15 protein-coding genes and 2 tRNA genes are annotated in these 16,256 nt (G+C 34.8%); 4 read left to right on the forward strand and 13 right to left on the reverse strand.

Annotated features, from left to right (window positions below; all coding sequences use genetic code 11):
• Positions 1-168: 168 nt before the first annotated feature.
• The 3 genes from BOQ64_RS22975 to BOQ64_RS02585 all read right to left on the reverse strand — a co-directional run bounded on the left by BOQ64_RS22975 (position 169) and on the right by BOQ64_RS02585 (position 1,531).
• Positions 169-345, reverse strand: a complete 177-nt coding sequence (locus tag BOQ64_RS22975) for a hypothetical protein (protein WP_164975730.1) — start codon at positions 343-345, stop codon at positions 169-171.
• The gene (locus BOQ64_RS02580; protein WP_129056281.1) at positions 345-1,160 is read right to left on the reverse strand and encodes a tetratricopeptide repeat protein; all 816 of its coding nucleotides are present in this window, start codon (positions 1,158-1,160) and stop codon (positions 345-347) included. The genes BOQ64_RS22975 and BOQ64_RS02580 overlap by 1 nt, the downstream gene beginning before the upstream one ends.
• A gap of 71 nt (positions 1,161-1,231) precedes the next feature.
• Positions 1,232-1,531 carry a hypothetical protein gene (locus BOQ64_RS02585; protein WP_129056279.1) on the reverse strand — a complete coding sequence of 100 codons (300 nt, stop codon included), beginning with the start codon at positions 1,529-1,531 and terminating at the stop codon, positions 1,232-1,234.
• Between the two features lie 455 nt (positions 1,532-1,986).
• Between BOQ64_RS02585 and BOQ64_RS02590 the strand changes: the two genes are divergently transcribed.
• Complete coding sequence (locus tag BOQ64_RS02590; RefSeq protein WP_129056277.1) at positions 1,987-2,457, forward strand: GNAT family N-acetyltransferase; 471 nt, start codon at positions 1,987-1,989, stop codon at positions 2,455-2,457.
• Positions 2,458-2,498: 41 nt separating this feature from the next.
• On the opposite strand, the gene BOQ64_RS02595 is transcribed toward BOQ64_RS02590, so the two are convergent.
• From BOQ64_RS02595 to BOQ64_RS02610, 4 genes are all read right to left on the reverse strand, one after another.
• Positions 2,499-2,571: transfer RNA gene (locus BOQ64_RS02595), tRNA-Lys, on the reverse strand.
• Positions 2,572-2,832: 261 nt separating this feature from the next.
• Entirely contained in the window at positions 2,833-3,534 is a 702-nt protein-coding gene (locus BOQ64_RS02600) for a DAPG hydrolase family protein (RefSeq protein WP_185147055.1), read from the reverse strand.
• Positions 3,535-3,778: 244 nt separating this feature from the next.
• Positions 3,779-4,510 (reverse strand): helix-turn-helix domain-containing protein, encoded by a 732-nt coding sequence (locus BOQ64_RS02605; RefSeq protein WP_164975731.1) that lies wholly within the window; start codon positions 4,508-4,510, stop codon positions 3,779-3,781.
• Positions 4,511-4,644: 134 nt separating this feature from the next.
• Positions 4,645-6,834 carry an ATP-binding protein gene (locus BOQ64_RS02610; RefSeq protein WP_129056273.1) on the reverse strand — a complete coding sequence of 730 codons (2,190 nt, stop codon included), beginning with the start codon at positions 6,832-6,834 and terminating at the stop codon, positions 4,645-4,647.
• 416 nt (positions 6,835-7,250) lie between these two features.
• Here BOQ64_RS02610 and BOQ64_RS22980 point away from each other — a divergent pair, with 416 nt between their 5' ends.
• Positions 7,251-7,412: a hypothetical protein gene (locus BOQ64_RS22980; RefSeq protein WP_164975732.1), complete on the forward strand. Its 162-nt coding sequence runs from the start codon at positions 7,251-7,253 to the stop codon at positions 7,410-7,412.
• Between the two features lie 315 nt (positions 7,413-7,727).
• On the opposite strand, the gene BOQ64_RS02615 is transcribed toward BOQ64_RS22980, so the two are convergent.
• Positions 7,728-7,800, reverse strand: a tRNA-Lys gene (locus tag BOQ64_RS02615).
• Between the two features lie 390 nt (positions 7,801-8,190).
• Between BOQ64_RS02615 and BOQ64_RS02620 the strand changes: the two genes are divergently transcribed.
• Positions 8,191-9,225: a S66 peptidase family protein gene (locus tag BOQ64_RS02620; RefSeq protein ID WP_129056271.1), complete on the forward strand. Its 1,035-nt coding sequence runs from the start codon at positions 8,191-8,193 to the stop codon at positions 9,223-9,225.
• 180 nt (positions 9,226-9,405) lie between these two features.
• Here the strand turns inward: BOQ64_RS02620 and BOQ64_RS02625 are convergent, their stop codons facing one another.
• From BOQ64_RS02625 to BOQ64_RS02645, 5 genes are all read right to left on the reverse strand, one after another.
• Positions 9,406-10,041 carry a DJ-1/PfpI family protein gene (locus BOQ64_RS02625; protein WP_228448097.1) on the reverse strand — a complete coding sequence of 212 codons (636 nt, stop codon included), beginning with the start codon at positions 10,039-10,041 and terminating at the stop codon, positions 9,406-9,408.
• Positions 10,042-10,133: 92 nt separating this feature from the next.
• Complete coding sequence (locus tag BOQ64_RS02630) at positions 10,134-11,138, reverse strand: GlxA family transcriptional regulator (RefSeq protein ID WP_129056269.1); 1,005 nt, start codon at positions 11,136-11,138, stop codon at positions 10,134-10,136.
• Positions 11,139-11,320: 182 nt separating this feature from the next.
• Positions 11,321-12,913: a beta-carotene 15,15'-monooxygenase gene (locus BOQ64_RS02635; protein WP_129056267.1), complete on the reverse strand. Its 1,593-nt coding sequence runs from the start codon at positions 12,911-12,913 to the stop codon at positions 11,321-11,323.
• Positions 12,913-13,971, reverse strand: coding sequence for an HlyD family secretion protein (locus tag BOQ64_RS02640; RefSeq protein WP_129059625.1), 1,059 nt, complete (start codon positions 13,969-13,971; stop codon positions 12,913-12,915). Before BOQ64_RS02640 ends, BOQ64_RS02635 begins: the two co-directional genes overlap by 1 nt.
• 6 nt (positions 13,972-13,977) lie before the next feature.
• Entirely contained in the window at positions 13,978-15,300 is a 1,323-nt protein-coding gene (locus tag BOQ64_RS02645) for a TolC family protein (protein WP_129056263.1), read from the reverse strand.
• A gap of 132 nt (positions 15,301-15,432) precedes the next feature.
• On the opposite strand from BOQ64_RS02645, the gene BOQ64_RS02650 reads away from it, so the two are divergent.
• Positions 15,433-16,230: an AraC family transcriptional regulator gene (locus BOQ64_RS02650; protein WP_129057083.1), complete on the forward strand. Its 798-nt coding sequence runs from the start codon at positions 15,433-15,435 to the stop codon at positions 16,228-16,230.
• Positions 16,231-16,256: the final 26 nt, after the last annotated feature.

The following is a 16,256-nucleotide window of genomic DNA, read 5'->3' on the forward strand; positions in this document are numbered from 1 at the left end:
CTTTGACTTAATTCTTGTATAAATTAATATTTAAAAATGATTTTTAAGATAAAATGATATTACATTTTCTTTAATATCTCTATCTGCTTCTATTCATAGTATCTTACTGAGCTATTTTATCAAAAAAGGCATAAATATCCTCATCCCCGGGGATGCTAAGTCTTTTTCTTATCCTATATTTTTTTGCTGAACAGATCTATGTTGTACAAAAGTGTAATCTGCAATTTCTTTGGATGAAAAATTCAGTTTCAACATAGCACAGAAAGCAAGTTCAGAATTTTCAAGATCAGGGTTAATCTTCAGAAGAGTACTGATAAAGTCCGGGTACAATTCTTTAAATTTCATCAGAAATGAAGAATCATTTTTTGAGCCAGTTCAATAACTTCCTGCAGCATCTTATGCTGAACATGGCTCTTCAGCTCCTCGGTCTCTTCTTTTAAAACTTTTTTCTTTAACCTTTGAGACTTTATAACCTTCTGAACATATATCCCGGAAATCGTTAATGCTGTAATAGATAAAGCAATGGCCAGAGGTAGATCACTTCTATGCCAGTCTGATTCCGGTTTCATTTCGGAAATAAAATTCTCCGTTGTTTTATTCATGGTATTTAGCCGGGCAGCATCCAGATGACCTTCCTCTTCCATGTATTTTTTCAGATAATAATATGCTTTGCCACCATCATTCTTTTTCTTGTAAAGTTCTGCCAACGATTTATAAACTCCATTAATATGGGAAGAATAAGTACGTCGTGTTTTGATATTAATCTCCAACGCCTTCTTCAGGGCTTTTTCTGCCTGGTCATTATCATTAATTTCATTGTAATAATATCCCATGGTATAATAGACCCAAAGAGATTCTACGTCACTTGTCTTCTGACTGAGCATTTTTTCATCTGCTCTTGCAATATACCCCCCTGCAGAACCAGGCTGATGTTTGAACAGATAATATTGAGCCACCATACAATTACTGTATGCTGAATTTTCCAGTTCATTTCCTTTCAGAAAAGATTTTAAAGAGGTACCATACCATCCTTTCCAGGCATAATGAATTCCTTTATTGATGTAAAGTCTTGGAAGAAGCTTTGTTTTAAGCTCTGAATCTTTGGCTTCTTTCAGGAATGAAAATGCTTTTTGATTACATTCTATAGCCTTATCATACAATTTAAGGTGGGTATAATATTGACCGTAGTCATCATAAAATACAGCTTTATGAAAGTTATTTTCAGAATTTTTCAGATCTTTTTCTGCTTTATTGAAAAAAAGAGTGCTTTTTCATAGTTTCCGGCTGATACGTTTACTTCTGCCATATTTAGATAACAAAGGCCTATCCCTTCTTTATATCCCATTTTGGCTGCCTTTTTCAGATATTCTATATTAAGCTCAATAAGTGCTTCATATTCTCCGGAAAGCTGCAAGTCTGAACTCTTTTTTATGAGAGCAGCATCAAACTCATCTCTATCTTTATTCTTTGGATCTGTACGACAGGAAAACATATACAGCAATAGACCTATGCTTAGTACACAGATCATCATCTTTCGTATAATTATTGTATATGTTCTGTTAGTTTTAATAATGTTTTATTTTTAATTTCCTCTTCTTTTCAATTGCATTTTCATTCCATATACCTACCTACACATACCTTGATGAATTAACCAGAACTAAAGCACCAAATTGATGATTTTAATCAATCCATGATATAAATATACATAATTTATATCATCAATACTTATACAGTATCTCTTCTATATGAAAAAAATAAAATATTTGTATTTATCATACTAATGATACAAAATCAAACTGTCAATGCTTTTTAAAGGCTCTTTTGGTTTATTCTCTTTTTTAATAAGACTATCTGAAAATAAAATTGTTACATTTACTGTACTATACTTTAAAATAAACGAATAATATTCATTTACTTAAAATAAAACAACGTAAACAATTCGTATATTTAAAAAACTAACTTTAAATTTTTATCATTAGAATAATCATGAAGATTGAATATAGACGACTTTTGTCCCATGAAAGTGCCATGTACCGAGCCATTCGTCTGGAAAGCCTTGAACAGTTTCCAGATTCTTTTGAAGCCAATTATCAGGAAGCCTTGAACACGGAGAAGCTCAAAATAGAGATTGATGTTGAAAATCAAACTGCTGAAAAACTGGCCTTTGGCGCTTTTGCAGATCAACAGCTGATTGGGCTTTGTGTTTTTGTTAAGAATGAAGACCATTCCGGGAATATTTACCAGATGTATGTAAATAAAAGCTTTCAGGGGAAAAATATTGGTTCCGGATTGTTGGAGGCAGTTATTCATGATGTCAGAGAAAGGTTCAATATAACTGAAGTGTATTTAGAGGTGGCCCAAAAGAATGAATCTGCTTATCACCTGTACAAAAAGAATGGTTTTAATGAAGTAGAGAATGCAATATCACAAGTTACTGTTATGAAATATACAATATAAAAACAAAAAAGAACTACAGATGTGTAGTTCTTTTTTACTTGTGACCCGGCTGGGATTCGAACCCAGGACCCATACATTAAAAGTGTATTGCTCTACCAGCTGAGCTACCGAGTCGGCCACTTACTTTTTTAAGTAAATCCCTTTGTTTAAGGGACTGCAAAGATAGAAAAAACTCTTTTAAATCCAAGTTTTTTTGAATCTTTTTTATAGAAAAAACTGTTCTTATCTCAGAAGATAATCAAAAGTATTAACTGATTTACGTAACAAAATACTGATAAATAATTATTTGTAATTAAAATGCGATATCAAAACTTTCATACCGCATTTTAATCATTTTTTTGATTTTTTTTATTCGGCTGTACACCTTGGTCAAAATTACCAGAGAAACGGAGCTTTGTCTCCATTTTTATTTTCAGCATAATAAAGAGAGGGAAGAATCTGAGCGAGATAGGTAAATTCACTATAGCAGTGTTCCATTAATCCAAATCCGACTTCATTTGACAATTGATTTTCACTATCTGCCATTAATGCCCCAAGATAAAAATGGCTTCTCAATGTACAGCCCTGTACTGTATCCCTAACTACGTGGAACATGTAGCCGTCAACAGGATCACCATTATCATTAATAGGAGTATCTTCACCAAAACCTATTCTCGCATATACCACTGCACTTACAGCTCCGGAAGCATAAGCCTGCGTCAGAATTTCTGCATCAAAGATCTCAGCAGGATCATGGAACTTTATAGTAGCAGGAACGGGTGGAATATTTCCTAAAGATTCTGTAGCATGTATTGTTGCTCCAATATAGTTCTCATGTTTAACCCATTTGCTGTCCCAGCCCCCATGTTGAACATGGTCATGAGGGTGCCATAATTTAAGATCTGATGTTGTTTCAAAATACTTGAACCACCAGTCAAGCATTTTTCCTTTACACTGAGGCAAAACATTTCTCATGGCAATATGGAGCATTCCGTTTTCCAGTCTGTTAATTCCTGCTTCAAGAGCGATGGGTTTAGGAGATAATAGTGTATTAATTTCTCTGAACATTACTTCTTCGGTTTCCTTTGTTGGTCTCATACCTGATACTTTAATTATATTATTTGATTTTCAACCAACAGATATGAAGCAGATTAACATTCATTCCAACCACTTCCCCACTCACTTTATGAACTGTTGATTGTTCTACAAATTTAAATCAGCTGAGCTATCAGGCTATTGTATTATTCTCTAATCGACCTGCACTATTTGGAAATATATTATACTGAAACATCCATCTTTGGATGCTCATAAAATGTAATATAAAAGAAAAAGTCAGCTGCATTTATAAACATGCATTGAGTTTCTTGAATTCTTCTGGGCTGGATCCTGTCTGCTTTTTATAAAACCTTGAAAAATAAGCAGGATCTTCAAAATTAAGATCAAAAGCAATTTCTTTGATCGTAAGTTCTCCGGAAATCAACATCCTGTCTGCTTCTACAACTACTCTCTCATGAAGCAGCTGAGTGAGCGTTTTATTCATTTTTTCTTTCAGAATCTGATTGATCCGCTTTTCACTGATTCCCATTTTGGAAGCATAAAATTCTGCCCTGCGCTCTTTTTTATAATGTTCATCCATTAACATGATGAACTGATAGACTCTTTTCTGATGAATATCCTGATTTAAAAAACCATGTTGGCTGGCACGGATTAGGTTCAGAAGAAAAACTTTCAGCAATGATTTTATCACCAGATAACTTCCCATTGGATTTTGATATTCTTTCTCGATCAGGATATTGAGGTACTGAAGTGTTTCTATACTATCATCATCCAAATGAAGACTGGTATATTGCCCATGAAGATTAAAGAGTCTGAAAACATCCAGTGCAAACTCCTTATCATCTTCTTCCAGGTATTCTCTTTTGAAAGCCAGCACACATCCCTGTTTTCCTTCAAAATGTATTTTTTCGGAACGATAGAGAGGAATCAGATACATCTGATGACCTTTATTTATTATATCATGATCATTTTTGAACCACATAATTTCAAAAAAATGTACCCTTTGAGAAGTTTCCATATAATCATTTTGACAATATTGGAATTTACAAAAGGTAAACTTCGATGGATCGATCTGATGAATGAACTTCATATTTATAAAAGGTTTAATAAAGCCTGCAGAATTTGGCTGTTTATACATTATGATCTGCAAGATTAAGCATGAATATCTGATTGTAAGGGAACATTCATGAATTCAATCTTGAAATTAGTTCCTATATCTAATTTACTCTCAACAGATACCTTTGCTCCAAGCCTATCAGTAATTCTTTTAACTATAGAAAGTCCAATACCTACTCCTTCAAATTCTTCTGTATGAGGCATTCTGCTAAAGATTCTAAAAATATCAGTTCCATTACTTAGATCAATGCCAATACCATTATCTTTAATTTCGTAAATTACCGAAAGTCCCTTCCGGTAGCTATTTACTTCTACTAATGGTGCTTTCTTTTGGGAACTATATTTAATAGCATTTCCAATAATATTCAGAAACATCTGATAAAGCAATGTTCTTTCGGCTGGAATCTCTAATGTATCACCAAGAATGAATGTAAGCTTCTCATTTTCATATTGCCTTTTACAGTTTTCTACAATTTCAATGATCTTTTTACGCGGATTGATTCTTTCAAATTTAAAATTAATGTAGTTAGATTGGGATAATTCATTAATCCTATCCATCATTTCCGTCATCAGTTTGGACGAGTCAATAATATTATTGGCTAACTTAGATTTTATACTCTTCTTATCCTCTTCCCGCTTAATAATCATATCAGCAGATAATTTGATCATTGCTAATGGATTTTTAAGATCATGGGTTAATGTATATCCAAATGTATCCAACGCATTATTTGAACGTATAAGTTCTTTATTTAAATTAAATATTTCTCCACCTCTCTGTGCAATTGCCTGTTGTATAACACTAACAATCCTTTCAAGAAAAGCTAATTCACTAATTTTCCAATTGATCGCTTTCCCTTCGCTAAGCTGTTTCCATCTTTCAAATGAGGATCTGGGACTAGGATAGCAATTTTGCTGATCTGAATTTTTTAAATTCTTTCTCTCAGGTTTGCCTGCCCATATTTCGTCTACAATATTTTCCTTTCGAAACAGGTAAAGAAACCAGTTACTTCCGGGAAGCAAATTGATTCTGATAACTCCGGGGAAACATATTTGACTGGTAGTAGATTCTGGATGGTTATAATCAAATTTACTTGTAAAAAATAAAGATTCATTTTCTTTTTCTAAAAGAAATTTATCAATGATTTCAATGCCTTCTTTTTCAGGGGTCTCTCCTATAAAGGCAAGACTATCATTATGTTTCATAGCCAATCCGTCTGCATTAACAACCGTTTTTACTCTGGCTGCATATTTCTCGGTAACACTATGAAGATCGTAGTTAACCAATATTTCAGACTTTATATCTCTTTCCAGCTCACCTATAATCTCATGATTACCGTTTAATTCTTTCTGACAGTTTAGAAGATAATGATTGATTGCATACTGCGTTAAAAATGAACATATATTTCTCTGTTCAAGATCAACATGTTTAGGTTTTGTATTTTGGCATGTTACAAGCCCCCATAGCTTTCCTTCAATAATTATTGAAAAACTGGCACTTGCAGAAATATCTGCATTACGAAGATATTCCAGATGTATAGGAGATAAAGCTCTTACACTACAATAACTTAAATCCAATTTATCCGGAGAGATTCCCAAAACATCATGCACATCCCCATCAATATCTGCTATACTGCGGGCTAAAAATTTTGTATACAGTTCTCTTGCCTGTATGGGAATATCATATTCAGGATAACGATATGATAAAAAAGAAGTCAATTCTTTATTTTTTGATTCTGCAATTACTTGCCCGCTGTTATCCTCAAGAAATTTATATACCATTGACCGATCGAAGCCTATAACCTTTCTAACAAGGGTTGTGAGTACTTCCCAGGGGTCTTCGCTTTCTTTGAATGCATGGGCGTAATTATTGAGATCTGTTCCTTTTATTTGATAATCATTACAGACTTCAATTTCAACAAACAGTTTCCCTTCATATTGATAAATACTGAGTGAATACTTCTGTTCCTTTATTTTAATATATTTTACAAATCTTTTACCTTCATGAAAAATATACTCATTAACCTCATTTAAATTTATGCTATTACTGGGTAATATTGATTTCAAAACCTGATCTGGTGCCAATCCAAGCAATCCATCAATATCATCATCTATGATTTCATCTGAATTTTCACTGACAGCAGTACAGCTATTATTCTCAAAAACAAACAAATAACCAAAATCCTGAATCTTTCCGCAAAGATGTATTTTTTCTTCATGACATTCCATCTGATATCTATTTTTTGCAATGCAATTTATTATATGTTAATTATATATTTTTTAATATCATAAATTTAAGCATACTAAGCCAGTTCTCTAACACCAATCAACGTAAAAAATCCAATAAAAACAGAATATCACTGGATTTTTTTATCATAGACTTACAATAGGATGTAATCTTTATAAAAAATACATTCTTATTTAATCACTGTAGCTTGTAAATCTTGAGGTCCGGCGGCTCCTATTACTCCCATAATACCAATAATTCCCCGAGGACCTGCAACTCTCTGTATACCTTGAATACCCTGAACGACCTCTGGCTCCAACTAGCCCTTGAGCTCCTACAGCACCAGTAGCCTCCTGGCTTCTTATTAGCCTTACAATCAATAATTTGTTTTTTTCAAATAAATTCATTATATTGATATATGAAAAAAAATGAACGTCAGGACAATATAACACATGCTGGCAAAGTGAACGAGAGAACAAAAGCATTGGAGGTTCTTGAACAAGCAAAGAAAGTACAAGGAAAAATAAAATTTCTCCGACAGGGAGTTGGGAGAAGCTTCAAACCCAAAAATGAAGAATAAAGAATATTCCTAAACTTTAATTGCAATTGAATGAGTGGAATCAAAAAAAACTATTTATAAAAGAAATTTGAGATCAAAGTGTAGAATTTTGAAAATCTGATCATAATCATCTATTAAAATTGGTCAGTTTAATCAGAATTAACAACTCCTCTATCACAACCTTTTATAGTATTTTTGAAAGTTATAGCGAAAGCTATAAAAAAGTCTGTAAATCATTTATTTTACAGACTTTTTATTTTTATATCTTGAGGATAGTAAGCATATATATTTATCAACATAAAAAAAAGACAACCTATTAAAAGTTGTCTCTTTGAGTGACCCGGCTGGGATTCGAACCCAGGACCCATACATTAAAAGTGTATTGCTCTACCAGCTGAGCTACCGAGTCGGCCACTTACTTTTTCAAGTAAATCCCTTTGTTTAAGGGACTGCAAAGATAGGAAAATCTCCTTTAAATCCAAGCTTTGCAAAGCTTTTTTATCATATTTTTTTGATTCAAATCAGCAAATATCTGTTTATAAATTAATTATGATAATTATTTTTTTTCCAAAAAATTGGAACCTGATGATAATCTCTCAAAAAAACTCTTTACAAGCCCAAGCTTATGGAAACTTCAATCAAAATTCCATTGCTCATTTTTTACTGTTTATCATTGGATTTCTTATAAAGATGTTCTATTTTTGAACAAAGTGGTCATAAATAATCATTATTGGTTTATTTTCCAACCAGTTAAATTATTCTTAAACAAAATCCTCTGTTTTATTACAGTTCAATAAGTATGAAATTAATTACTCCTCAAAGATTAGCTGATGGTGATAAAGTAGCAAGCATTTCCATGTCATGGGGTGCTGCAGGTGATCTTCCATACAGATATTCAAAAGGTAAAGAAAGACTGAGCCAGATTTTTAATCTGGAAGTTACTGAAACCAGGCATGCCCTTCAATCTGCACAATGGATCTACAATAACCCAGAAGCCAGAGCAAATGATCTTATGGAAGCTTTTTCAGACCCTTCCATCAAAGCTGTTATTTCAAATATTGGTGGAGATGACAGCATTCGGATGCTTAGATATATTGATCTTTCTGTGATTAAAAATAATCCTAAAATATTTTTAGGGTTTTCTGACAGTACAATTACTCATTTTGTCTGTCTTAAAGCGGGTTTAAGCTCATTCTACGGAACTTCTTTATTAGTTGGTTTTGCAGAGAACGGCTCTATGCATGATTATCAGATCAATGATATTAAACGTACATTATTCTCCTCTTCAGTTATTGGACAGATCCATCCTAATCCTGAAGGTTGGACGACTGAATTCCTTGACTGGTTTGATCCTTCCCTTCAAGATATCAAAAGAAAACTGTCTCCACCTGCAGAATGGCGTTTTATAAGAGGTAATTCTATTGTTCAGGGACCGTTAATTGGTGGCTGTATGGAAGTTTTGGAAATGCTTAAAGGAACGGATTACTGGCCGGATTCTGAAATATGGAAAGAATCTATTCTATTTTTTGAAACATCAGAAGGTAAACCTCATCCTGATTATGTAAGATACTGGCTTAGAAATTATGCTGCAACGGGCATTCTGAAAAACGCCAAAGGAATTATTTTCGGAAGACCTTATGACAATCTTTATGCTGAAGAATATGAAACTGAACTATTAAAGGTACTGGATGAAGAAGGTTTATATGATTTACCTGTTATTACCCAGATGGATTTCGGCCACACCTGCCCTACTTTTACCATTCCGTATGGAAAATTGGCTGAAATCAATTGTATTGACCAGACATTTTCTATATTGGAAAGCGGAGTTTTATAAAATCTAATATTCTATAATAAATTTCGGAGGGCCAAAGGCCCGCCGAAATTTATTCTTTTTAGTTTCTCGCAGATTTCACAGATTACGCAGATCTTTCTTAATGGACTATTCTGATTTGCAGACCATTTTCAATAATAAAAACAGCTATAATTTGTGTTATTTGTGAAAAAATTGGTGCAATTAGTGTTTAAACTCCCGCTGCTGGTATTCAAAAAGTGTTACAATAGTATCTGCTAATTCTTTTCCATGATGTTTTTCTACCAGATACAAAGCAGCATCTATTCCAGCCGTAATTCCTGCTGTAGTAATCAATTGTCCCTGATCTACAAACCTCACTTCTCTTTTCACGATACTTTTCGGATTATACTGTTCTAAAGTATCCAGTAACATAGAATGGGTTGTAATTTCATGATGGTCCAATATTCCTGTTTTAGATAAATGCATGCTTCCTGTACACACTGTGAAAACAGTAGTTCCGTTATGGTAATGATCTTTTATCCATTGCATTACTGTACTCTGAAAATCATCATCCTGAAGACATTCCATCACCCTATCCGGATTGGCTCCCGGAATGACAATCATATCCGGTTGCGGAGCTGTTGTTACATCATATGTTGGAGTAATTGACATGGTATTGGCTTCCATCAATACAGCTTCCTTAGTTTTTCCAACAGTGTAGCAGTGATAACTGCCTGCAGAGATCAGGTCTGCTTTAATAAAAACATCCAGTGGACCATTCAGGTCAAGAGCTTCTACCTGATCGTAAATCAAAAATGCGACATTCATTTTCCTGTTCTTTTGTTGTTCATTCATCATGATATTTTTTAAATTAATTATTTGATATAAAGACATGCTTTTCCTTGCTGATCATTGCCTATCAGCTTTTATTATTCAAAAAATGAAAGAAATTATACTGTTCCGTTACAGGTTTTCCGGTATTGGGACGGAGAAATGGAAAGGTATTTTAGAAATAAACGTCTGAGGGACACGGCATTACTGAAACCACATTTTTCAGCAATCATATCCATACTCATATCAGTGTATTCCAACATATTTTTGGCCTGATCCAGCCTCATTTTTTCAAGGAACTTCCCGGGTGTCATTCCTGATTCTTTCAAAAATACCCTGGAAAAATTACGAACGCTCATATGTACGGATTCAGCCATAAATTCTATACTGACAGACTGGCTGAGCTTATCTTTGAGTAGATCTCTGATTTGCTTTGTGAGCGGAGATAACATTTCATAATCGGAAATGGCATTTCCAAACTGAGACTGTACTCCCTGCCTTTTCAGATGCAAAACAAGATGTTTTGCAACTTCCGAAGCGATTGGTTTTCCCAAATCCTCTTCCAATAATGCCAATGCCAGATCTATTCCGGAGGAAACACCACCCGAAGTATATATTCCCTGATCCTTAATAAAAAACGGATTAACATTTACATTCAGATCAGGATATGTCCTTTGCAAAATATCAGCATATTTCCAATGGGTAGTTACCTGCTTTCCTTCTAGCAATCCTGCTTTGGCAAGAACAAAAGCTCCTACACAGACTGACCCTAGACGTCTTATTTTACCTAAAATACTCTGCAGATAAGAATATAAATCAGGATTAATATCATCCAGTGTTCCAAGATCCGTACCGGCAACCAGTAAAGTATCTATCGGAAAGTCTATATCATAAATGGTATGGTTGCAGGGTAAAGGAATTCCTGAACTTGAATAAATTATTTTATCTGGAGTACCGGATATCAGATGAATCTTATATTTCAATCCAAATTTATCATCATCCGGCAAAAAAAGATTGGCTGCTGTAAACACATCACAGGGACCGGCAATATCTAACAACTGAACTTGTGGTAAAACCAAAAGTGCTATATTTTTTATTCCTGTTTGTTTTGTGGCATTTTCCATGTCTCAATCTTTATGATGCAAATGTACAGAGAATGTCACCTGGCTGCAATGACAAAAAAGAGACAGTTTCGGCCAACAATTATTATTTTCATCCACAAAACAAAAAGAGACTGCCCTAAAAAGGCAGCCTCAGCACTCTCACTATAAAATTAGCTAATAAGCTATACTTTTTAATTTACTATTTATGCAGGAGATAACCTGCGGGACTTCAAATAAAGAGCAGTACGATTCAGGTATGGGAAAAGAAGTATCAATAACAATGCCCCAGCCAGAAGCCATACCATCATTTCGTAATAATCCATAGCAAAACGTACATGATCCTGAACATTAATTCTTCCTACCAATAATTTATTGGAAGCCTTCACCGCATGATCTTCAAGCATTCCTTTGGCTGTAAGTTTAGCCGTCTGCTTATGAAGAAAGTCTTTTACAAAAGGATCAATTACAGTTATATGATCCTGGAATGCATTATAATGACGGCTTTTCTCAAAAAGTTCAAAAAAATTAATCAGTGCGATACTGGCACAAAAGCCAAAATACCGTATTGCCAGTGCCGTTGCAGCAGCAGACGGCCCAATAGAAGCAGGAACAGAAGATATGATGAAAATAATTGTCGGAACCATAATTAACCCTACTCCCAATCCTTGCAGAAATAAAGGAATATAGTAATTAAACTCATCCGCCTGCACATCAAAGGAATAATACATTAAGGCATGAAACAGGAGTAGCATCAGAAATCCGGGTGCCCAGACATACTGTATCTTTTTCTTCTGCAAAACCATACAACAGGCAATAATAACTCCAATAACCAACCCTGAAAGGTTAAAAATATTAATATAAGAGATATAAAATGGATCAAGATGCAGCTCTGTTGCAAAATAACTGTTGGTAATTCCTGATGCAAAACGACAGATATACATGACAAAAAGAATAAAAAGCCCTACTTTAAAATTCCTGTATTTAAAAACCCGAAGCTCTATATAAGGTCTTTTAATTGAATTTTGACGGAAGATTGACAGTAATACCAATGTGACAATCGTAATCACACTTCCTAAAATCCTATTATCTTCCAGCCAATAATATTCCTGGCCGAAAATGGTAATATACCCTATCAGTACCAAAATAGTACTGAAAACAGCAAAGCTCTGCCAGTCCAGTTTATACAAATGAAATCTCACATTGGGTCTGTAATTCGTCATCGCCAGGGTCAGGAAAATAAGCCCCGGCAGATAAGAAAATATGGCTGTTTTGTAAACAATATTAAAGTTGTAAGAATCAATAAGATCTGCCGTAATCAGATTATTAAATGGTAATGCACAGATCAGGATTCCAAAGAATACAGAAAAACTGATTTCTCTTCCTCTCTCACTGCTCAAACGGGTAAAAATAAGGGTTAGTGAAAGGTTTACATTCCCTGCAAACAGCATTCCCTGAATAAAACGTACCGGAAATAGAACATACACTTCGCGGGTAAAGTAGCAGATGAGACAGGCTGCAATCTGCAACGTGGTAAATATCAGAAAATACTCTTTTGCGGCCAGAAAACTAAAGAACCGTCTTTCCAGACAGTAAAACCCTACATATCCGGCGTAAAACAGCGCTACTGAAAACTGAATATCAGCAGGTTCACTTCCATAATACCCTGCCGCAGCATTGATATTGGTAAGCGGCAGGAAGAATATGATAATTCCCGGTAAGGTCATAGAGAAAAGAATAATTTTCACCAGCCATTCCGGCGCCCATCTTTTAAAAATGGGCATTTGTCTCTTTGCCATCAGGAATGTTTTTTATTGGCGTAAACGTTCACGTTCATCCCCATTTTGAGAATATCAATTTCTTTTCTTTTCCCTTCCACTTTAATTCTCACAGGAATACGCTGTACAATTTTTACATAGTTCCCGGTAGAGTTATCAGGGGGTAATAATGAAAAACTTGAACCTGTTGCTGGGGATAATGAAATAATGGTTCCCTGAAACTCTCTGTCCGGATAAGAATCTGCAACAATTTTTACCTGGTCTCCAATTTTCATATCCTTGATTTGGGTTTCTTTATAATTAGCAACTACCCATTTATCTGTTTCATTATTGACAATGAAGGCAAGGGTTTCTCCGGCATCAATCATCTGCCCTACTTCTACAGTTCTTCGCCCCATTCTTCCATCATATGAAGCTACTACTGCCGTATAGCTTACGTCTAATTTGTCACGATCCAGTAAAGCTTCCAATCTTGTAATTTCGGCCTGTACTACTGTTTTTTCAGCCTGAATATCATTAATTTTAGATACGGAAGCAGCATAATTATCCTGAGATGATTTGTAATCACTTTCATTGACATCCAATGTTGCTTTTACATCTTCAAGTCTTTGTTTTGTAGCAGATTCTTCATCATAGAGTTTCTTATATCGGTTATAATCCTGCTGTTGCTTCCAAACTTTTGCTTTATTTGCATCTATCTGAGCTTGTGCCGCTGCTGCTTCTTTTTGGGTGGTTCCTGTATTACTTTCCAAAACTTTCAGCTGGGCACAGGCTTTCTGAAGCGCTGCCTGGGTTTGTTTTTGCTGAAGAACATATTCACGGTTATCAATTAAAAGTAATGTATCTCCTTTTTTAACTTCCTGATTTTCCTCGAATTTTACGGCTACAATGAATCCGCCGGCTCTTGAAATTACGGGGTTTACGTATTCCTGAACCTGAGCATCATTGGTTTGCTCGTATTTATAGTAACTTTTAAGGGTAAAACCGCCCCAGACAGCAAGTGCTGCAACGATTAAAACTGAAATCCATCCTGTGATCTTTGTGATCAGTCTGTCGGTTGGGGTATATTTTTTTTTCATTGTATTTTATAAAACGCCTGTGATATTCTGTAATAAATAATAATTGTTCTGTGCCATGATTTTTGCTGCTTCCAGTTCAAATTTTGTCTGAAGCAGCTGGATATCGGCATCCAAAAGTTCTGTAATAAGGGAAGTTTGATTGAAATAAGTATTTTTAATAATACGGGCATTCTCTTTAGCCTGAGCAACGTTAGTTTCAGCAACTTTAATCTGTTCCAAAGCTTCCTGATATCTTAAATAAGCTTCTTTTACCTGTTGTCTTACCTTGTCTTCAGTATCTTTGTGAGCTTCTTCTTCTTTTTCAAATTCAAGCTTAGCTGCCTTTACTTTATTGGTATTATGATAAAGAGATGAGATGGAAAATGAAGCTTTTAAACCGACAATTCCCAATGAATACCAATACGGATTGTAAGGATAGAGAAAGATCTGCGGGTTGGCATAATAAAATTCTCCGTACATTCCTATTTTAGGGCTTACATTGGCTTTTACCTGTTTCAGTTTAAGCTTACTTAATTCTGTATTCTGTTCAGAAACATGGTAATCAAATGAATGCTCCAATGCCAGTTTGAGATATTCTGCATAGGTTGTATTAGCGTCCCATTGGTTAGACGGTATTTCAGGAATAACGATCTGTTCGTCAGGAACTCCAAGAATAATATTCAGTTTCTGCATGGCGATAAGAATATCATTCTCAATGGTAATCAGAGTCATTTTACGCTTGGAAAGCTCAAGTTCTATTCTTAAAACATCACTTTTCAGAACCACTCCGTTTTTATACAGAGATTTTATTTCTTTAAGCTGTACTTCCTGATCTTTAATATCCTGTTTAATAAGATCCCTGAAGATAAGTGTTTTCTGAAGTTCGAGGTAAAGGGTTGCTGTTTTGTAATGAATATCGGAAACAGCCTGTTCTTTCTGGATTTCTTTCACCTTTTGTAAGGTCTGATTTTCTTTAATTTTAAGGTTGAGCTTATTTCCGTTGTAAATATTCAGATAAAAATCGGCTCCCACTCTGTAAAGGGTATGGATGACTTCGTGTTGGCTGGGTTTGGAAAAAATTCCGTTTTCATAGATGGGAATGTTGGATGCTTTTTCTACTGATCCTTTCACTTGTATTTCCGGAAGTCTTTCTCTTTTGGTATCTTTTACTTCTGCTTCCGCAATGTCTACACTAAGGGTATTTATTTTAATATGACGGCTGTTTTCTTCAGCTCTTTGCCATGCGTCTTTTAGGGAGATTCGGATGGTATCATTTCGTGGACTGCCTGTCTGAGCCGATATAAAGTAGGAAGCTCCTAACATTAGCAGTCCGGTGACATAGATTTTCATTTGAATTTTTCGAATTATTGCACTGCAAATTTATTGGCAATCTGTAAATTTTATTTACCTAAAATAGTCAAGTTTTACATGATTCCGGCCAAATGATTATATTTGCATTTTCATTCTTATTTTGATTTTTCTATGGGATTAATTGCAGCGCTTCCGGACATCGACAAACACGAGAAAAGTGTATTTGTAATGCATGAAAAATCAGAGAAACTGATTCCGTTTCATAAGCATACAAAGGGACAGCTGAGCTATGTAGAAGGCGGTATTGCTTATATTACCATCGATAACAGGACGTATGTGGTACCTGCCAGACACTTCTTCTGGATTCCGCAGGGTATGGAACATATTTTAGAAATTGGTCATACAGCAACAGTTCTTCGGTCTCTTTATTTTTATGCTTATGATGATGTTTCAGATCCTTTTTACGGCAGGCTGGGAATTTATCCGGCATCGGAACTTTTGATCCAGATGATTAAATATACAGAAATATGGGATGAAAAACATGTTACTGAAAAAGATGAAAACTTTGAGTTTCTGGTAGCTTTAAAAAAGATTCTTCCTAAAACCCATAAACAGCCTTTACCTATTATTCTTCCTGCTACGCACAACAAGCAGATGATGAAAATAGTTTCCTATCTTGAATGGAATATGGGAGAAAAACTTACGCTTTCCAATGTAAGTGCCAGATTTGGGTTGAGTGAACGTTCTATGTCCCGCCTGTTTAAAGCGGATATGGATATCTCTTTTCTTCAGTATCTGAAAACATTGAGGATCATCAAAGCGATTGAACTCCTTTTAAATACAGATAAACCTATTAATGAGATTGCTGATGATGTAGGTTACAGTTCAATCAGTGCTTTTAGTGATACTTTTCATGAGTTTACGCAATCCAGACCTTCGGATCTTAGGAAAAGTAGTAAGGCTTTTTGATGTTTTGGGATGAGGGTAAAAACCAC

Source organism: Chryseobacterium sp. CH25, assembly GCF_004119455.1.
GTDB lineage: Bacteria > Bacteroidota > Bacteroidia > Flavobacteriales > Weeksellaceae > Chryseobacterium.